The 15,190-nt window shown below is 73.9% G+C and carries 14 protein-coding genes and 1 pseudogene; 7 read left to right on the top strand and 8 right to left on the bottom strand.

All coding sequences use genetic code 11. The features are described from left to right. Positions 1–8: 8 nt before the first annotated feature. From ACZ7BZ_RS10130 to ACZ7BZ_RS10120, 3 genes are all read right to left on the bottom strand, one after another. Complete coding sequence (locus ACZ7BZ_RS10130; protein ID WP_470357947.1) at positions 9–1,259, bottom strand: HRDC domain-containing protein; 1,251 nt, start codon at positions 1,257–1,259, stop codon at positions 9–11. 382 nt (positions 1,260–1,641) lie between these two features. After that, positions 1,642–2,358: a LuxR C-terminal-related transcriptional regulator gene (locus tag ACZ7BZ_RS10125; protein ID WP_470357946.1), complete on the bottom strand. Its 717-nt coding sequence runs from the start codon at positions 2,356–2,358 to the stop codon at positions 1,642–1,644. Positions 2,359–2,678: 320 nt separating this feature from the next. Then, positions 2,679–3,341, bottom strand: a complete 663-nt coding sequence (locus tag ACZ7BZ_RS10120) for a DUF3000 domain-containing protein (protein WP_380461867.1) — start codon at positions 3,339–3,341, stop codon at positions 2,679–2,681. A gap of 146 nt (positions 3,342–3,487) precedes the next feature. Between ACZ7BZ_RS10120 and hemE the strand changes: the two genes are divergently transcribed. Beyond that, positions 3,488–4,591: a uroporphyrinogen decarboxylase gene (gene hemE, locus ACZ7BZ_RS10115; RefSeq protein ID WP_470357945.1), complete on the top strand. Its 1,104-nt coding sequence runs from the start codon at positions 3,488–3,490 to the stop codon at positions 4,589–4,591. A gap of 60 nt (positions 4,592–4,651) precedes the next feature. Here hemE and ACZ7BZ_RS10110 read toward each other — a convergent pair whose 3' ends face one another. After that, positions 4,652–5,395: a DUF4349 domain-containing protein gene (locus ACZ7BZ_RS10110; protein ID WP_470357944.1), complete on the bottom strand. Its 744-nt coding sequence runs from the start codon at positions 5,393–5,395 to the stop codon at positions 4,652–4,654. A 315-nt stretch (positions 5,396–5,710) separates the two neighbouring features. Then, positions 5,711–6,151 (bottom strand): 2-thiouracil desulfurase family protein, encoded by a 441-nt coding sequence (locus tag ACZ7BZ_RS10105; protein ID WP_470357943.1) that lies wholly within the window; start codon positions 6,149–6,151, stop codon positions 5,711–5,713. A 44-nt stretch (positions 6,152–6,195) separates the two neighbouring features. Here ACZ7BZ_RS10105 and ACZ7BZ_RS10100 point away from each other — a divergent pair, with 44 nt between their 5' ends. From ACZ7BZ_RS10100 to hemQ, 3 genes are read left to right on the top strand one after another with little or no spacing between them, the layout of a single operon-like run. Further along, positions 6,196–6,375, top strand: a complete 180-nt coding sequence (locus ACZ7BZ_RS10100) for a hypothetical protein (RefSeq protein WP_470357942.1) — start codon at positions 6,196–6,198, stop codon at positions 6,373–6,375. Positions 6,376–6,409: 34 nt separating this feature from the next. Continuing rightward, positions 6,410–7,852: a protoporphyrinogen oxidase gene (hemG, locus tag ACZ7BZ_RS10095; protein WP_470357941.1), complete on the top strand. Its 1,443-nt coding sequence runs from the start codon at positions 6,410–6,412 to the stop codon at positions 7,850–7,852. Next, positions 7,849–8,574, top strand: coding sequence for a hydrogen peroxide-dependent heme synthase (gene hemQ / locus ACZ7BZ_RS10090; protein ID WP_470357940.1), 726 nt, complete (start codon positions 7,849–7,851; stop codon positions 8,572–8,574). The genes hemG and hemQ overlap by 4 nt, the downstream gene beginning before the upstream one ends. A gap of 49 nt (positions 8,575–8,623) precedes the next feature. On the opposite strand, the gene ACZ7BZ_RS10085 is transcribed toward hemQ, so the two are convergent. The 3 genes and pseudogenes from ACZ7BZ_RS10085 to ACZ7BZ_RS10075 form a co-directional block, all read right to left on the bottom strand. Beyond that, a complete protein-coding gene (locus ACZ7BZ_RS10085) occupies positions 8,624–9,406 on the bottom strand; it encodes a TIGR04222 domain-containing membrane protein (protein WP_470357939.1) in 783 nt (260 codons plus the stop codon). 69 nt (positions 9,407–9,475) lie between these two features. Then, complete coding sequence (locus ACZ7BZ_RS10080; protein ID WP_470357938.1) at positions 9,476–10,534, bottom strand: TIGR04222 domain-containing membrane protein; 1,059 nt, start codon at positions 10,532–10,534, stop codon at positions 9,476–9,478. A gap of 27 nt (positions 10,535–10,561) precedes the next feature. Continuing rightward, positions 10,562–11,862: pseudogene (locus tag ACZ7BZ_RS10075) on the bottom strand (MbnB/TglH/ChrH family RiPP precursor modification enzyme). 269 nt (positions 11,863–12,131) lie between these two features. Between ACZ7BZ_RS10075 and ACZ7BZ_RS10070 the strand changes: the two are divergent. From ACZ7BZ_RS10070 to ACZ7BZ_RS10060, 3 genes are all read left to right on the top strand, one after another. Beyond that, a complete protein-coding gene (locus ACZ7BZ_RS10070; RefSeq protein WP_470357937.1) occupies positions 12,132–13,058 on the top strand; it encodes a GNAT family N-acetyltransferase in 927 nt (308 codons plus the stop codon). Between the two features lie 116 nt (positions 13,059–13,174). After that, positions 13,175–13,978, top strand: coding sequence for a hypothetical protein (locus tag ACZ7BZ_RS10065; protein ID WP_470357936.1), 804 nt, complete (start codon positions 13,175–13,177; stop codon positions 13,976–13,978). A 121-nt stretch (positions 13,979–14,099) separates the two neighbouring features. Beyond that, on the top strand, positions 14,100–15,110 hold the full coding sequence (locus ACZ7BZ_RS10060; protein ID WP_470357935.1) for an MBL fold metallo-hydrolase: 1,011 nt from the start codon (positions 14,100–14,102) through the stop codon (positions 15,108–15,110). Positions 15,111–15,190 lie beyond the last annotated feature (80 nt).

The following is a 15,190-nucleotide window of genomic DNA, read 5'->3' as shown; positions in this document are numbered from 1 at the left end:
CCGGAGGATCAGCCCTCGGCGGTGGCAGTGGCGGCGGTGACGAAGGCGTCGGCCACCACCGGCGCCACCAGGTCGACCTGCCACTGCCGGGCGCCGAGCCGGCGCAGCGCGGCGGCCACGCCGTCGGCGCTCAGCTCGGCCGGCGGCTCCCAGGAGACCCGGCGCACCAGGTCCGGGGTGATCAGGTTCTCGGCCGGCAGGTGGTGGCGCTCGGCCAGCTCGCTGACCGCGGCACGGGCACCGGACAGCCGGGCGGCCGCGACCGGGTCCTTCTCTGCCCAGGCGCGCGGCGGCGGCGGGCCGTCGTGCGGGGCGGCGGCCGGCGGCAGCTGGTTCTCCGGGACCTCCCGGCCGCGCTGAACGGCCGCCAGCCACTGGTCCAGCTGGCGCCGGTGCAGCCGCGGACCGAAGCCCTGCACGGCCTGGAGCGCGGCGATGTTCAGCGGCATGGCCAGCGCGGCGTTGACGATCGCGGCGTCCGACAGCACCCGGCCGGGGGAGACGTCGCGCTCCTGCGCCAGTCGGTCGCGGGCCAGCCACAGCTCGCGCACCACGGCCAGCTGACGGCGCCGCCGGACCTTGTGCAGCTGCGAGGTGCGCCGCCACGGGTCGGTGCGCGGGGCCGGGCGGGGTGCGGCGGCGATCGCGGCGAACTCCTCCAGGGCCCAGTCGAGCTTGCCCTGGGCGTCCAGCTCCTGTTCGAGTGCGTCACGCAGCTCGACCAGCACCTCGACGTCCAGAGCGGCGTAGCGCAACCAGGGCTCGGGCAGCGGACGGGTGGACCAGTCGACGGCCGAGTGCTCCTTGGCCAGGCTCAGCCCGAGCACGTTCTCGGTCATCGGCCCGAGGCCGACCCGGGCGAAGCCGGCGATCCGCCCGGCCAGCTCGGTGTCGAAGAGGCGGGTCGGTCTCATGCCGACCTCGGCCAGGCAGGGCAGGTCCTGGGTCGCGGCGTGCACCACCCACTCGGCGTCCGCGATGGCGGCGCCCAGCCCGCTGAGGTCAGGGCAGGCGATCGGGTCGATCAGGGCGGAGCCGGCGCCGGCTCGGCGCAGCTGGATCAGGTACGCGCGTTGGCCGTAGCGATAGCCGGAGGCCCGCTCGGCGTCGACGGCGACCGGTCCGGTGCCCGCGCCGAAGGCGGCGATCGTGGCGGCCAGCGCCTGCTCGTCCGCCACGACGGGCGGGATCCCCTCCTTCGGTTCGAGGAGCGGGACCGGGGCTGCTTCTTCTGGGATGGCTGCTACGGCGTCGGTCACTCCCCAAGGGTACGACGGTCACCGGAACTGGGAGTGTTGTCGGACTGGTCAGACTGTTGATCGCCCGCTCTCCTCCGGGTCGCTCGGACCCGTCGCCGACGGTCGGCGCTTCCTCGCTCCTGCGTCGCTTCCTCGCTCCTGCGTCGCTTCCTCGCTCCTGCGTCGCTTCCTCGCTCCTGCGTCGCTTCCTCGCTCCTGCGTCGCTTCCTCGCTTCTCCCTCTCGGCACCGGCGCGCCCCTTCGGCTCGGGGCGGAGGACCACCCGCCCCGCCACGAGCCCGCCCCGGGGCCTCCGCGGCCACCGGACGAACGTGCGGCGGCCCAGGAGGAACGTTCCTCCTGGGCCGCCGCAGGTTCGACTAGTGCCTCGGTCCCGGCCGGCTCAGTGGATGATGCCGGTGCGCAGCGCGACCGCCACCATCCCGGCACGGTCGCCGGTGCCGAGCTTGCGGGCGATCCGGGCGAGGTGGCTCTTCACGGTGAGCGCCGACAGGCCCATCGCCACGCCGATCGCCTTGTTCGACTGGCCCTCGGCGACCAGCCGCAGCACCTCGACCTCGCGGCCGGACAGCTCGCGGTAGGCGGTCTGCTGCGGGCCGGGCGCTCCGGGTGCGCCGGGCGCACCCGGGGTTCCGGCGGCACCCGGCATGCCCGGCATCCCGGGGCGGCGCATCCGGCCGGCCAGCCCGGCGGCACCGAGCGGCAGGCCGGGACGGCCGGGCATCGCGACATTGGTGCGGGTGCCGGTGACCACGTATCCCTTGACGCCTCCGGCCAGTGCGCTGCGGACGGCGCCGATGTCGTCGGCGGCGGAGAGGGCCAGGCCGTTGGGCCAGCCCGCGGCGCGGGTCTCGGCAAGGATGGTCAGCCCGGAGCCGTCCGGCAGGTGGACGTCTGCGACGCAGATGTCACGCGGGGTGGAGACCCGGGGGCGGGCCTCGGCGATCGAGGACACCTCGATCACGTCGCGGACGCCGAGCGCCCAGAGGTGACGGGTGACGGTGTTTCGGACGCGGGGATCAGCGATGACCACCATGGCGGTGGGCTTGGTCGGGCGGTAGGCGACCACGTTTGCGGGGTGCTCAAGAAGGACCGACACCAGGCCTCCTGCGGGGAGTGGCGGACGGAACCCCGAGGGGGCGGTCGGAGTGTTCCGCGTTCGGAAAGGGTCACAGTCTGCTTCGGCAGCTACCGTGCCCGGCTTTAGCGAAAGATCACGATCTAGTGAGTAACAATACGGACAAATCGCGCATATGACTGATGCGACATGCCTGGAATTCGTACAAAATCGATCAGATTCGTCACGAATCGGTCGCCGTTGGCCAGGTAATTGACGCAGAGCGGGATCGAAGTCACACTCCGTCAGCCCTGGGGGTGGCCGGCGGGGCCGGAGGTGCCGTCCGGCCCGGACACCACCCGTCAGTGCGACCGGGGGCGTCGCCGGGCGGGCATCGGGACCACTCCACCGAGTGACGTGACCTCGCTCGGGCCCTGCGGGGCCGGGGTGACCGGCGGCAGGCCGGCGCTGATGCAGAGCAGGTCGCCCCAGGCCGCCAGGTGCCGCTCGAAGCGGCCGTCGGCCGGGGTCCAGGAGGCCCGGATCTCGATCTCGGTCGAGGAGGGGCGGTCCGCCAGACCGCCGAAGTACTGCGAGGCGCAGCGGGTCACCGTGCCGGACGGCTCCGCGTAGCCGGCGCCGTGCGCCTGCAGGGCGTCCAGCAGCCAGGCCCAGCCGACCTCGGAGAGCATCGGGTCGCCGGCCATCTCCGGCTCCAGCTCGGCCCGGGTCATGGTGACCACCCGGAACTCCCCGTTCCAGGCCTCCTGCCCGGCGGGGTCGTACAGCAGCACCAGCCGGCCGTCGGCCAGCTCCTCGCCGTCCGCCTCCACGGTGGCGGTCAGCGCGAACGCGTGCGGGGCCAGCCGGCGCGGGGCCGGCGCGGGGGAGAGCTGGACCTCGGGCCGCAGTCGCGCCCCGTCGAGGGCCTCCACGGCGGCCCGGAACTCGCTCGGCGCCCCCTCCCGACCCGTTCCGCCACCTGTTCCGCCACCCTGTGCGGGGTGCCCGCCGACCGCTGCCATGACCCGAAGACTAGGTCGAAACCCCGGGTTATCGCCGCAACTTCCGTCCGAGCGGCGTGCCGGAACGGCAAACCCGGCCAGATCTTGGAGGAACCGACGAGACCGCCCGAGAGGGGCGCCCCCGGGCGCATGCGAAGATTTGACCCGTGAGCGAGACTACGGCAGACCCGACGGCGGCCACCCTCGACGGCCGAACCACCCCCGCGCCCCGCGGCGCCGCGTACGACTCCGCGTTCCTCCGCGCCTGCCGGCACGAGCCGGTGCCGCACACCCCGGTGTGGTTCATGCGCCAGGCCGGCCGCTCGCTGCCCGAGTACCTGAAGGTGCGAGAGGGCATCCCGATGCTGGACTCCTGCATGCGGCCCGAGCTGGTCAAGGAGATCACCCTCCAGCCGGTGCGCCGGCACAAGGTGGACGCGGCGATCTTCTTCAGCGACATCGTGGTGCCGCTCAAGGCCGTCGGCATCGACGTGGACATCAAGCCCGGCATCGGCCCGGTCATCGCCGACCCGATCCGCAGCTTCGAGGACCTTCAGCGGCTCCGCCCGCTGGAGCCCGACGACGTCCCCTACATCACCGAGGCAGTCGGCCTGCTGGTGGACGAGCTCGGCGGGACCCCGCTGATCGGCTTCGCAGGCGCGCCGTACACGCTCGCCAGCTACCTGATCGAGGGCGGGCCGTCCAAGAACCACGAGAACACCAAGGCCATGATGTACGGGCAGCCCGAGTTGTGGGCCGCCCTGATGGACCGGCTCGCCGACATCACCTCCGCCTTCCTCAAGGTGCAGATCGAGGCCGGCGCCTCCGCGATCCAGCTGTTCGACTCCTGGGTCGGCGCGCTCGCCCCGGACGACTACCGCCGCTCGGTCATGCCCGCCAGCACCAAGGTCTTCGACGCCGTCGCCTCCTACGGGGTGCCGCGGATCCACTTCGGCGTCGGCACCGGCGAGCTGCTCGGGCTGATGGGCCAGGCCGGCGCGGACATCGTCGGCGTCGACTGGCGGGTGCCGCTGAACGTCGCGGCCGAGCGGGTCGGCCCGGGCAAGGGGCTGCAGGGCAACCTCGACCCGGCGGTGCTGTTCGCGCCCACCGAGGTCGTCGAGACCAAAGCCCGTGAGGTGCTGCACGCCGCCCAAGCGGTCGGCACCAGCGGCCACATCTTCAACCTCGGCCACGGCGTGATGCCGTCCATGGACCCGGACGCGCTCAGCCGGCTGGTCGCCTTCGTGCACGAGGCCAGCGCCCGCTGACGCCCCGCGGTGGCGGGCTCCGGGGAGCCGGGGGCCCGCCACCGTCGCGTAACGGTGCGGTCAGTCCTCGGCTCCGGCGGGCGCGGGCTCGGCCTCCTCGGACGGGGCGACGGGGCGCGGGCGGGTCCGGCGCCAGTACCGGTGGACCAGCGCCGCCGGGATCCCGAGCACCAGCAGGAACGGCGCCACCGCGGCAAGCGCCACCACCAGCGCGGAGACGATCGTCACCAGCACGTGCCAGCCGCCGCCGAGTGCGGAGGCCACCGAGTCGCCGAAGCCCTCCTTCTCGGTCCTCGGAGCCGGGGCAGGCGTCGGCGCCGCGACCTCGCGGCGGACCTCCATGGTGACCGTCGAGTACGACGTCCGGGAGGAGAGCTCCTTCTGCTGCTTCTGCAGCGACTCCAGGTCCGCCTCCCGGCGGCTCAGCTCGCTCTCCAGCGAGGTGATGTCGCTCAGTGACTTGGCCTGCGCCATCAGTGCCCGTACCCGGTCCACGCTCGCCTGCTGGGTCTGCACCCGGCTGGTCACGTCCGCGACCTGCTGGGTCAGGTCGTCCGCCTGGCTCTTGCGGGACACCACCTCGCCCAGGGCCGCCAGCTGGTCGACCGTCCGCTGGTAGGCCGCCGACGGGATCTTGAGCGTCAGCTGGCCGGACTCGTTCGCGCCGCCGCCGCTGACCGATTCGCCGCCCACGTAGCCGCCCGAGGCGGCCGTCAACTCCCTTGCTTTGCCGAGTACTTGACCGACGTCCGGGGTGTTCAGCTCCAACTGCGCGGTGTACGAGATCAGCCGGTCGCCGGCCACCGGGGTGACCCCGGCCGCCGCGGCGCCGGAGGGCTGCGCACCCGCCGGGGCCGCCGCCGCGGGCGGAATCGCCGCCTTCGCCGGCCCCGCGGCCGAATCGCTCCCAGCCCGGCCCCCGCCGCCCGTGCTGCAACCCCCCGCCAGCAGCACCGCCGCGGCTACCACCGCCAGTGCCCCGGCTCTCGCCCGTCCGCCCATTCCCGGTCCCTCCCCAAGTCCGTTGGCAGTTCTTGTCATTGGACGCAAGAGCCTGCCGGACGGACCCGCCCGGCGGATCGCGAGTCCATCACGGCTCGGCGCCGGCACGGACACGACCTACCCGTTGGTGACCTCGATCCCCGCCCGCCGCAGCAGCGCCGCCGTCACGCCGTCCCCCGGCCGCAGCTCCCCGGAGAACGACCCGTCGTAGACCTGCCCGCACCCGCAGGACGGACTGCGCGCCATCAGTACCGCCCGCCGCGCCCCAGCGGCCTCCGCCGCCGCCAGCGCCGCCCGGGCCCCGGCCACGAACTCCTCTGTGCGGTCCGCCCCGGTCGCGTCCACCACCCGCGCCCGCCCGTCCAGCACGTCCGCCCCATCCCCGCCTACGATCTCCGCCGCCGGTCGCGGCGTCGGCAACCCGCCCGCCCCCTCCGGACACACCACGACCGCACGCCCCTCCGTCACCAGCCGCACGGCACCGGCAGAGGTCTTCGCCCGCCCGTCGTACCGGCAGGGGATTCCGGCCAGACATGCACTCACCATGATCGGTTCCATGGCGAGAATCCTACGGAGCGTGGCAGATCCACTACTTCGGGCCCGTGGATGAGCTCCTGGACCGGATGGACGCGCCCCGCATCGAGGGCTGGTTCGCCGACGCCCCCGGCTTCGAGCCGGGGAGGGCCGTCTCCGCCTACGCGCCGGCCGGGATCTTCCGGGGCACGCTCGAACGCCCGGTGCCGTTCCCTATCGCGATCGACCTCCGGTGTGCAGCGGATTGAGGGTCCGGCGTAAAGACCTGCGAGACTGCGAGGCATGTCGGATGCACAGGTCGTCGTCGTCGGTGGTGGGATCGCGGGGCTGGCTGCGGCCGCCTTCCTGAGCGGGGCGGCCGGGGGAGCCGCGCGGGCTCGGGTGACGGTGCTGGAGGCGTCCGGGCGGGTCGGGGGGAAGCTGTGGGGCGGCGAGGTCGGCGGGGTCCGGGTGGACCTCGGGGCCGAGTCGGTGCTGGCGCGGCGGCCGGAGGCGGTGGAGCTGGCGCGGGCCGTCGGGCTGGGGGACGAGCTGGAGCCGCCGACCACCGCTAAGGCGGCGATCTGGACCAGGGGCGCGCTGCGGCCGCTGCCCGGCGGGCAGGTGATGGGCGTCCCGGGTGACCTGGAGGCGCTGGCCGCCTCCGGGGTGCTCAGTGCCGAAGGGCTGGACCGGGCCAGGCACGAGCGGGCCACCGAGGTCGGGTCGGACGTCGCGATCGGCCGCTACGTCGCCGACCGGCTCGGCCAGGAGGTGGTGGACCGGCTGGTCGAGCCGCTGCTGGGCGGCGTCTACGCCGGGCGCGCCGAGGAGATCTCGCTGCGCGCCGCGGTGCCGCAGCTGCTGCCGATCGCCCAGGGCGGCGGCTCGCTGGTCGCGGGGGTGCACGAGCTGGCGTCCCGGCCGCAGGTGGTCGGCACTCCGGTGTTCCAGGGCCTGCGCGGAGGCCTCGGCACCCTGCCCGAGGCGGTGGCCGCGGCCTGCGTGAAGGCGGGCGTGGATCTGCGCACCGATACCCCGGTGGAGGAACTGCGCCGCACCCCCGGGGGCTGGCTGGTGGTGGCCGGCGGCGAGGTGCTGACCGCCGACGCCGTGGTGCTGGCCGTGCCGGCGCCCGCCGCGGCCCGGCTGCTGCGCGCGGACGCCCCGGCGGCCGCCGCCGAGCTGGACGCCGTCGAGTACGCGGGCATGGCACTGGTGACCCTGGCGTTCCGCCGGGCCGACCTGGCCGAGCCGCCCCGCGGCAGCGGCTTCCTGGTGCCGCCGGTGGACGGCCGCCGGATCAAGGCCTCGACCTTCTCCTCCAACAAGTGGGGTTGGCTGGAGCGTTCCGCCCCGGACGCCTTCCTGCTGCGTACCTCGCTCGGCCGCCACCGCGAGGACGCGGTGCTGGAGCTGCCGGACGAGGAGCTGGTGGCCCGCTCGCTGGCGGACCTGGAGGAGGCGATCGGGCTGACCGCCCGGCCGTACGACACCTTCGTATCGCGCTTCACGGCCGGCCTGCCGCAGTACCCGGTGGGTCACCCGGAGCGGGTGGCCCGGGTACGGGCGGCGGCCCGGGGGGTGGGGGCGCTGGCGCTGTGCGGCGCCGCGTACGACGGGGTGGGGATCCCGGCCTGCATCGGTTCGGCGGCCGCCGCCGCGGCGGCCATCGGCGGCCACATCGACAGACTGTTGACCCCGGCGACCGGGGACGGTTCCACGGAGAGGACAATGGGCGCATGACTGAGAGCGTTGAGCGGGAGCCCGAGCAGCGGCCCGAGAAGAAGAAGGCGCGCGACCTGAACCAGGTCATCCGCTACACCATGTGGTCGGTGTTCAAGCTCAAGGGCGCCCTGCCCGAGGACCGCACCGCCCTCGCCGCCGAGGTGGACGAGCTGTTCGCGCAGCTGGACGCCAAGGACGTGACGATCCGCGGCACCTACGACGTGTCCGGGCTGCGCGCGGACGCCGACATCATGATCTGGTGGCACGCCGAGGACTCGGACGACCTCCAGGAGGCGTACAACCGCTTCCGCCGCACCGGCCTCGGCCGCCAGCTGGAGCCGGTCTGGTCGAACATGGCCCTGCACCGCCCGGCCGAGTTCAACAAGTCGCACATCCCGGCCTTCCTCGCCGACGAGCACCCGCGCGACTACATCTGCGTCTACCCGTTCGTCCGCTCCTACGAGTGGTACCTGCTGCCGGACGCCGAGCGGCGCGCGATGCTCGCCGAGCACGGCCAGATGGCCCGCGGCTACCCCGACGTGCGGGCCAACACGGTGGCCTCGTTCGCGCTCGGCGACTACGAGTGGCTGCTCGCCTTCGAGGCCGACGAACTGCACCGCATCGTCGACCTGATGCGCGACCTGCGCCCCTCCCGCGCCCGCCTGCACGTCCGCGAGGAGGTGCCGTTCTTCACCGGCCGCCGCAAGCCGGTGAGCGAGCTGCTGAACGGCCTGGTCTGACGCGTTCTTCCGGAACGGGGTCCGCTTCGGCGGGCCCCGTTCCGGCATGTCAGGTGCGGTGGGGACGGAGGGCGGCGCGGAGGCGGGGGTCGGGGAGGGCGGCGGGGCCGTTCATGGCGACGGCGGTGAGGAGTTCGCGCTCCTCGTCGTCGACGAGGCCGTGCTGGCGAGCGGGGCGGACCTCGCGGAGGACCTCCTGGCCGATCGGGGAGGCCCAGCGGGTGTACGGGTAGACGTCGACCCGGGCCATCAGCAGGGTGCCCGCAGTGAGCACCAGCGGCAGCGAGAACCAGGCGAGCGGGGCGACGGTGTCACCGCCGGTGAAGCCGCTGACGGACAGCGCGGCGGCCAGCAGTACCACCGTCAGCAGCATCGCGTGCCGGACGTGGCGGACCACCACCACGGTGTTGCGCTGGACCAGCGCCGGGGTGGCCAGCCCGGCCAGCGAGAGCCGGGCGCCGATCTCCAGCACGGTGGGGTGCTCGCCCATCGCCCGGCGCAGGTCGTCCGTACGGCACTGGCCCTCGGGACCGACGGTGGCGATCACCGCGCGCTCCAGCCGGCTGCGGCCCCTGGGGTCGACCACCGTCGTCCAGCCGGTGTGGGCGAGGTGCAGCCGACCGCGGCCGGCCATCAGGACGAGAGCCAGTTCGACCACCCGGTCCGGGCCGCCGGCCAGGTACGCCGTCTCGTACAGCCCGATGCCGACGGCTTCCGGTGGGCGTAGCCGGTCCTGGTCGGCGAGGGCGTCGGCGGTGGCGGCCATCCGCACCAGCCGGAGGCAGGAGAGCACCGCTGCGACACAGGCCGGTATCAGGAACAGCAACCACATGGGCTTGTTCTATGCCTGGGGCCGTGGCGCGCGGAACGGCTTCCGGGAGCGCGATACCGAACTGTGACGTCAGGAGCCGCCGCAGCTGCTGCCACAGCTCGAACCGCAGCTGCTCCCGCAACTGGAGTGGGAGGAGCCGCAGCTGCTGGAGTGCGAGGAGCCGCACGAGGAGTGGTGCGAGGAGCCGCAGGAGGAGTGGTGGTGGGTGGAGCCCGAGTCGGAGGAGGCGCCGCACGAGCTGACCGGGGCGCCGCAGGAGGAGCCGCTCGACGCGACCGGGGCCGAGGAGGAGGACGAGGAGAGGAAGGAGGACGAGGAGGAGGCCTGCCGGACCGCCTCCTCCTCGGCGACCGCGGCCAGCATCGCGGCCTCCAGCTCCGGGTTGTCCAGCGAGGCCGCGGCCAGTCCACCGAGGGCGACCGCGCCGAGCATCGCGCCGCCCGTGAGACGGGGCGAGACGCCGGAGCTGGGCGACCACGGGGTGCTGCCCTGCATCAGGCTGAGCTGGCGGTGCCCGGCCGGGGTGACCCGGCCGTTCGCCGGGATGCTGGTGAGCAGGGTGACGGCGCCGACGAACAGCAGCAGGCCGGGGTACCAGAGGTTGGCGCGGTCGTAGCCGGCCTCGTGGTCGTCGAGCAGCAGGGCGAGCCCCGCGGAGAGCACGACGATCAGCATCGCGAGCCAGAGCAGCCGACGGGCCAGGAGGGCCCGGCGCAGCCGCTCGGGGCGGCGCATCAGGCCGCGGTCGGCGAGCCGGTCGCCGATCTCCTGGACGGCGGCCGACTGGGTGACCGTGCGCCGCAGCGAGCCGAGGGCCCGGCTGCCGGTCGGGCCGACGGCGTCGTGGACCGCCTGGTCGACGGCGTCGTACGGCTTGGAGCCGGTGAGGGTGACCAGGCCGGCGCGGTTGATCACGACCTGCTCGCCCAGGTGCATCCGGACCAGCGCGGTGTCGAAGACCCGGCCGGGGCCGCCGGCGAGGAAGGCGGTGTCCAGCAGCGGCAGGCCGCGGCCGGGCAGGCCCTGCGGCTTCGGGACGTGCCGGACCCGCTGCCGGGTCTGTGAGGCGTACAGGGCGGCCGCGATCAGCAGGGCGGCCGGGATCAGGAAGTAGCTGTTGTGCCACATGGGCGGTTCCCCCGGAAAGACGTCGGTTCAGTGGCGGCGCAGGGCCCGGTGCAGCCGGGCGAGCGGTCCGGCCGGCGGTGGTGCCGGGTGGAGCCAGTGCTCCAGGGCGCGGCGGTGGTCGGCGGCGGGCGGCCCGCCGTCGGTGAGCACCCACGTGGCGAAGGCCCGGGCGTCGGCGTGGTAGCCGCCGGTCTGCGGGTGGGTGCGGGCGTAGCGGAGGAAGAGCGGCCCGTACTCCGCCCCGAGCAGGCGGGGCAGGTCGGGGGCGACCTTCGCGGTGGTGTCGCGCCGTTTGGCGGCGAGGCCGGTGGACTGGGCGCCGACCTGGTCCGGGTCGAAGCCGGGCGGGACGGGGCCGCCGGCCACCAGGGCGGCCAGCAGTTCCGTCTGGCGCCGGGCGAGGCGCTCCCGGGCCGGGCTGAGCTCGACCTCGCCGAGGTCCAGGTCGTTCATCGCGGGGTGCTCCCCTCCAGCACCCGGCGGATGGCGTCCAGTTCACCGGCCAGTTCGGAGGGCGGCGGGAAGTCGGCGTCCCGTTCCAGCAGGACACCGGGCGGTGCGACCCGCGCGCAGAGTTCGGCCAGGACCTCCAGCACCGGTTCGGTGACGGGGTGGGCGTGGGTGTCGTGCCACACGCCGTCGACCAGGGTGCCGCCGGCGACGTGCACGTAGGCGAGCGCCTCCAACGGCAGCCGGTCGAGTTCGGCGGCCGGGTCGGTGCCGAGGTTGACCCGGTTGGTGTGCAGGTTGGCGACGTCGATCAGCAGCCGGACGCCGGTGCGCGCGACCAGTTCGGCGAGAAACTCGCCTTCGGTGAACTCGTCGTCGGGCCAGACGAGTTGGGCGGCGATGTTCTCCAGCGCGAGTGGCACCGGGAGGTGGTCCTGGGCGATCCGGACGTTCTCGGCGATCACCCGCAGCGAGTCCCGGGTGCGAGGGACGGGCAGCAGGTGCCCGGCCTCCAGGCCGCCGGCCCGGACGAAGGCCAGGTGCTCGGTGACCAGCGGGGAGCCGAGCGCGAGCGCCGCCCCGGCGAGCCGGTCGAGCCGGCCCGGGTCGGGCCGGTCCGCGCCGCCGAGGCCGAGGCCGACGCCGTGCGGGACGACGGTGACGCCGCGTCCGCGCAGGGCGGTGAGCGAGTCGGGCAGGTGGTCGGCGCAGATGTTCTCGGCGACCACCTCGACCCAGTCCAGGCCGGGTTGGCGCTCGACCACGGTGTCGATCTCGCTGCGCCAGCCGAGGCCGATGCCGAGCCGGGGCGCGGCGCCGACGGTGGCTACACCGGCGGCGACGCCGGCGGCGGGCAGGTTCAGAGCAGGGGAAGTCATCGGTTCGCCCCCTTCGGAGGGCTGGACGGGGAGGCCGTCGGGCGGTGCGGGCGTCGTCGCCAGGACCGCGCGGCCGTGCTGCTGAGGATGTCCCCGGGCGGGGTGGCTGCCAAGCCTCACCCGGTCTTCTCAGAGCATTATTTGAGCTTGCCGTCCAGGTGATCAGGGACTCCGACCCCTGGTCGGGACCGTTCCCACAGGTGGGGTACGGCTCCGCGGCGGCGAAAACCGGAGGCGGCGCCGGGCGCGTGCGGCTACCGTGCGGACCGATGACTGAGAACGCACTGACGATCCGTGACTTCCGCCCCGACGACGCCGGGGCCGTGGCCGCCGCCCACCGGGCCGGGCGCGAGCACCTGGTGATGACCGCCGAGGCCCTGCTCTGGCTGAACGCCCGGCAGGATCCCGAGCAGCACTTCCGTACCTTCGTGGCCGAGCTGGACGGCCGGGTGGTCGGCGCGGTGCGCTGCGGGGTGGTGCTCGGGACGACGGCCACCGGCGTCGGCTACGCCAACGGCAGCGTGCTGCCGGAGTTCCGCCGGCGCGGCGCGGCCACCGCGCTGCTGGCCGCGGCCGAACGCCACCTGAGCGGCCACGGGGTGGCCGAACTGCACACCTGGCTGGACGACGAGCCGGCCTCGCTGGCCTTCGGCACCGCCCGGGGCTACGAGCTGCGGAGTTCCGCGCAGTTCGGCGGCCGGGACCTGACGCTGCCGCTGCCGCCCGCGCCGCCGCTGCCGGCCGGCCTGGAGCTGCGCCCGGCCACCGACTGGGCGGACGACCCGCGCCCGCTGTTCCTGGTGGAGGCGGACGCGATCCGGGACGAGCCGGGCGAGGTGCCGATGGACGCCCTGGAGTACGAGGCGTGGCTCCGTGGCGACTGGGCCCGGCCGGATCTCGACCGGGGGCTGACGACGGTCGCCGTGGTGGACGGCGAGCCGGCCGCGCTCACCCTGGCGCAGACCGACGGGGTGGACCGCTACTGGTCCGGGTTCACCGCTTGCCGCCGGGAGTTCCGCGGCCGAGGCCTGAGCAAGCTGGCCAAGTTGGAGTCGCTGCGGCTCGCGGCGGCGGCGGGCTACCGGCGCGCGTACACCAGCAACGACACCACCAACGCGCCGATGCTGGCGATCAACGCCTGGCTGGGGTACGAGCGTTGCGCGGGGGAGCGGAAGGGGATCAAGCGGCTGGGGTGACGACCGGCGCGGTGGCCGCCGCTCTCTTATCGCCGTCGAGGGGGTATTTCCAGCCAGGGGCGGGGACATGACCAGGGCACACAGTTCGTGGTCGAGTCTTCCTCCAGGGGGATCATATGGAGATCCTGCTGCAGGTGCTGATCGCATCGGTTCCGGCCGTGATCGGCTTCCTCGCGGCCCGCTCGCTCGCCCGTACCAGGCTGTTCCTGCGCTACGGCTTCCTGCGGGCGATGCTGGCGCCGTACGGCCGGGTGCAGATCGTCATCCCCAGCCTGGAGGTGGCGGAGTTCGCCGTCACCTCGGACGGCTGCCAGCTGACCAGCCGCGGGCCGAAGAACGTGCTGTTCGTGCCGATGGCCGAGGCCCGGGCGATAGCGGAGCTGACCGACCTGCTGCGGAAGGTCAACCGCAAGGCGACGATCGAGCTGGTGGTGGCCGGGGCGCAGGATCCGCGGATGCCGACCTTCTCGATCGGCGGTCCGAGCGTCAACTCCTACTCCGGCGGCGTGCTGGACGCGGTCTTCCCGGACTTCGCCGTCGAGTACCCGGACGCGGCCCGCGCCCGCTGGGGTGGGATGACCTTCGAGGCGTTGTACGGCCCGACCGGTGAACTGGTCCGCGACCACGGCTTCATCTTCGTCACCCGCACGCCCCGGCACGCGCCCTGCGTGGTGCTCTGCGGGGTGTTCGCCTTCGGCTCGGCGATGGCGGTGGAGGCGCTGACCTCGGCGAACCGGAGTTCCCCGCTGGCGGTGCTGTTCCGCTCCGGGGAGAAAGGATTCGTCGCGGTGGAGGGGCGGGTGATCGGCCTGGACACGGTGGACGTCACGGTCGAGGTCTGCCGGGTCCTGCCCGCGCCGCGGTCCGACGTGCCGTCCGGGTTCCGGGGTGAAGTGTCCATCAGTCGTCCCGAAAAGTGAGACGATTGGTCTCGACCACGCGGTGCGAATCCGGACAGTGCGGGAGAGACCGGGGCATGAACTCCAGCCGGTCGTACAGCTTTTGCCCCATCCCTGACACAACATGGGCATAATCGCGCGCATGACGATCAACCGTGCGAACGTGAGCGCGATTGCCGAGGACCTGTATGTGTGGCTCCCCCCGAAGCGGGGCTGGGGCCTGGCCAACTGCGGCCTGCTGGCCTCCGAGACCACCGCGCTCTGGATCGACACCCCGTACGACCCCTCGCTGGCCGGGGAGTTCCTGGCCGCCAGCCGACGCTTGCTGCCGACCGGGGTCGACATCGACCGGGTGGTCGTCACCCACGCCAACGGCGACCACCTGTGGGGCGCCGGGGTGCTCCCGGACGCCGAGGTGATCGCCACCCGCGAGGCGCTGGAGCACATCCACTGGGAGCCCACCCCCCAGCAGCAGCACGCCCTGCTCACCAACAGCGACCCGGACTCCCCGCTCGGCGGCTACCTCCGGGAGCACTTCGGCCGCTTCGACTGGTCCACCACCGAGCCGGTGCACCCGGACACCGTCTTCACCGGCGAGCTGGAGCTCAAGGTCGGCCGCTACCCGGTGCAGATCACCAGCCTGCCCGCCGCCCATACCGGCGGCGACCTGATGGTCCACCTCCCGCACCAGCGCGCGGTGTTCACCGGCGACGTGATCTTCTCCTCCAGTCCCGAGCAGCCCGGCGACCACCCCTCGCACTGGGCCGGCCCGCTGGAGAACGTCATCGGCGCCTGCGAACAGGCCCTCGCCACCGGCGCGGAGATCTTCGTCCCCGGCCACGGCCCGGTGCTCGACCGCGACGGCGTCCAGGAGCACATCGGCTACCTGGAGTACGTCCGCGAGCGCGCCCACGATCTGCACGCCGCCGGGATACCCGCGCTGGACGCCGCCCGGCGGGTCATCGCCGAGCAGCGCCACCCCGAACTCGGCCTGCCCGAGCGGCTGGTGCTCACAGTCGCGGCCGAGTACCGGCACCTGGACGGCTCGGAGCTGCCCGGCATCCTGGACGCCATGGGCCAGGTCGCCCTGGTGGCCCGCGAACTGGCCGAGGACTCCGCCCGCATCCCGCGTCCGCGCGCCGCCGGGAGCTGACGGCCGGGGCGCCGGCAGTCGCTCCCCGCTCCGCACCCGCGCTCCCCGCTCCGCACCCGCGCTCCCCGCTCCGCACCCGC

The organism is Kitasatospora sp. NPDC036934, assembly GCF_055608425.1.
This window is presented reverse-complemented; position numbering and strand designations above follow the sequence as displayed.

Bases quoted from the DNA above. Each gene is read 5' to 3' on its own strand.
- hemQ (WP_470357940.1), top strand. From the start codon at position 7,849: ATGACTGAGAGCGTTGAGCGGGAGCCCGAGCAGCGGCCCGAGAAGAAG.
- ACZ7BZ_RS10085 (WP_470357939.1), bottom strand. From the start codon at position 9,406: ATGTGGTTGCTGTTCCTGATACCGGCCTGTGTCGCAGCGGTGCTCTCC.
- ACZ7BZ_RS10120 (WP_380461867.1), bottom strand. From the start codon at position 3,341: ATGGCAGCGGTCGGCGGGCACCCCGCACAGGGTGGCGGAACAGGTGGC.
- ACZ7BZ_RS10065 (WP_470357936.1), top strand. From the start codon at position 13,175: ATGGAGATCCTGCTGCAGGTGCTGATCGCATCGGTTCCGGCCGTGATC.
- ACZ7BZ_RS10060 (WP_470357935.1), top strand. From the start codon at position 14,100: ATGACGATCAACCGTGCGAACGTGAGCGCGATTGCCGAGGACCTGTAT.
- ACZ7BZ_RS10105 (WP_470357943.1), bottom strand. From the start codon at position 6,151: ATGGAACCGATCATGGTGAGTGCATGTCTGGCCGGAATCCCCTGCCGG.
- ACZ7BZ_RS10070 (WP_470357937.1), top strand. From the start codon at position 12,132: ATGACTGAGAACGCACTGACGATCCGTGACTTCCGCCCCGACGACGCC.
- ACZ7BZ_RS10080 (WP_470357938.1), bottom strand. From the start codon at position 10,534: ATGTGGCACAACAGCTACTTCCTGATCCCGGCCGCCCTGCTGATCGCG.
- hemG (WP_470357941.1), top strand. From the start codon at position 6,410: ATGTCGGATGCACAGGTCGTCGTCGTCGGTGGTGGGATCGCGGGGCTG.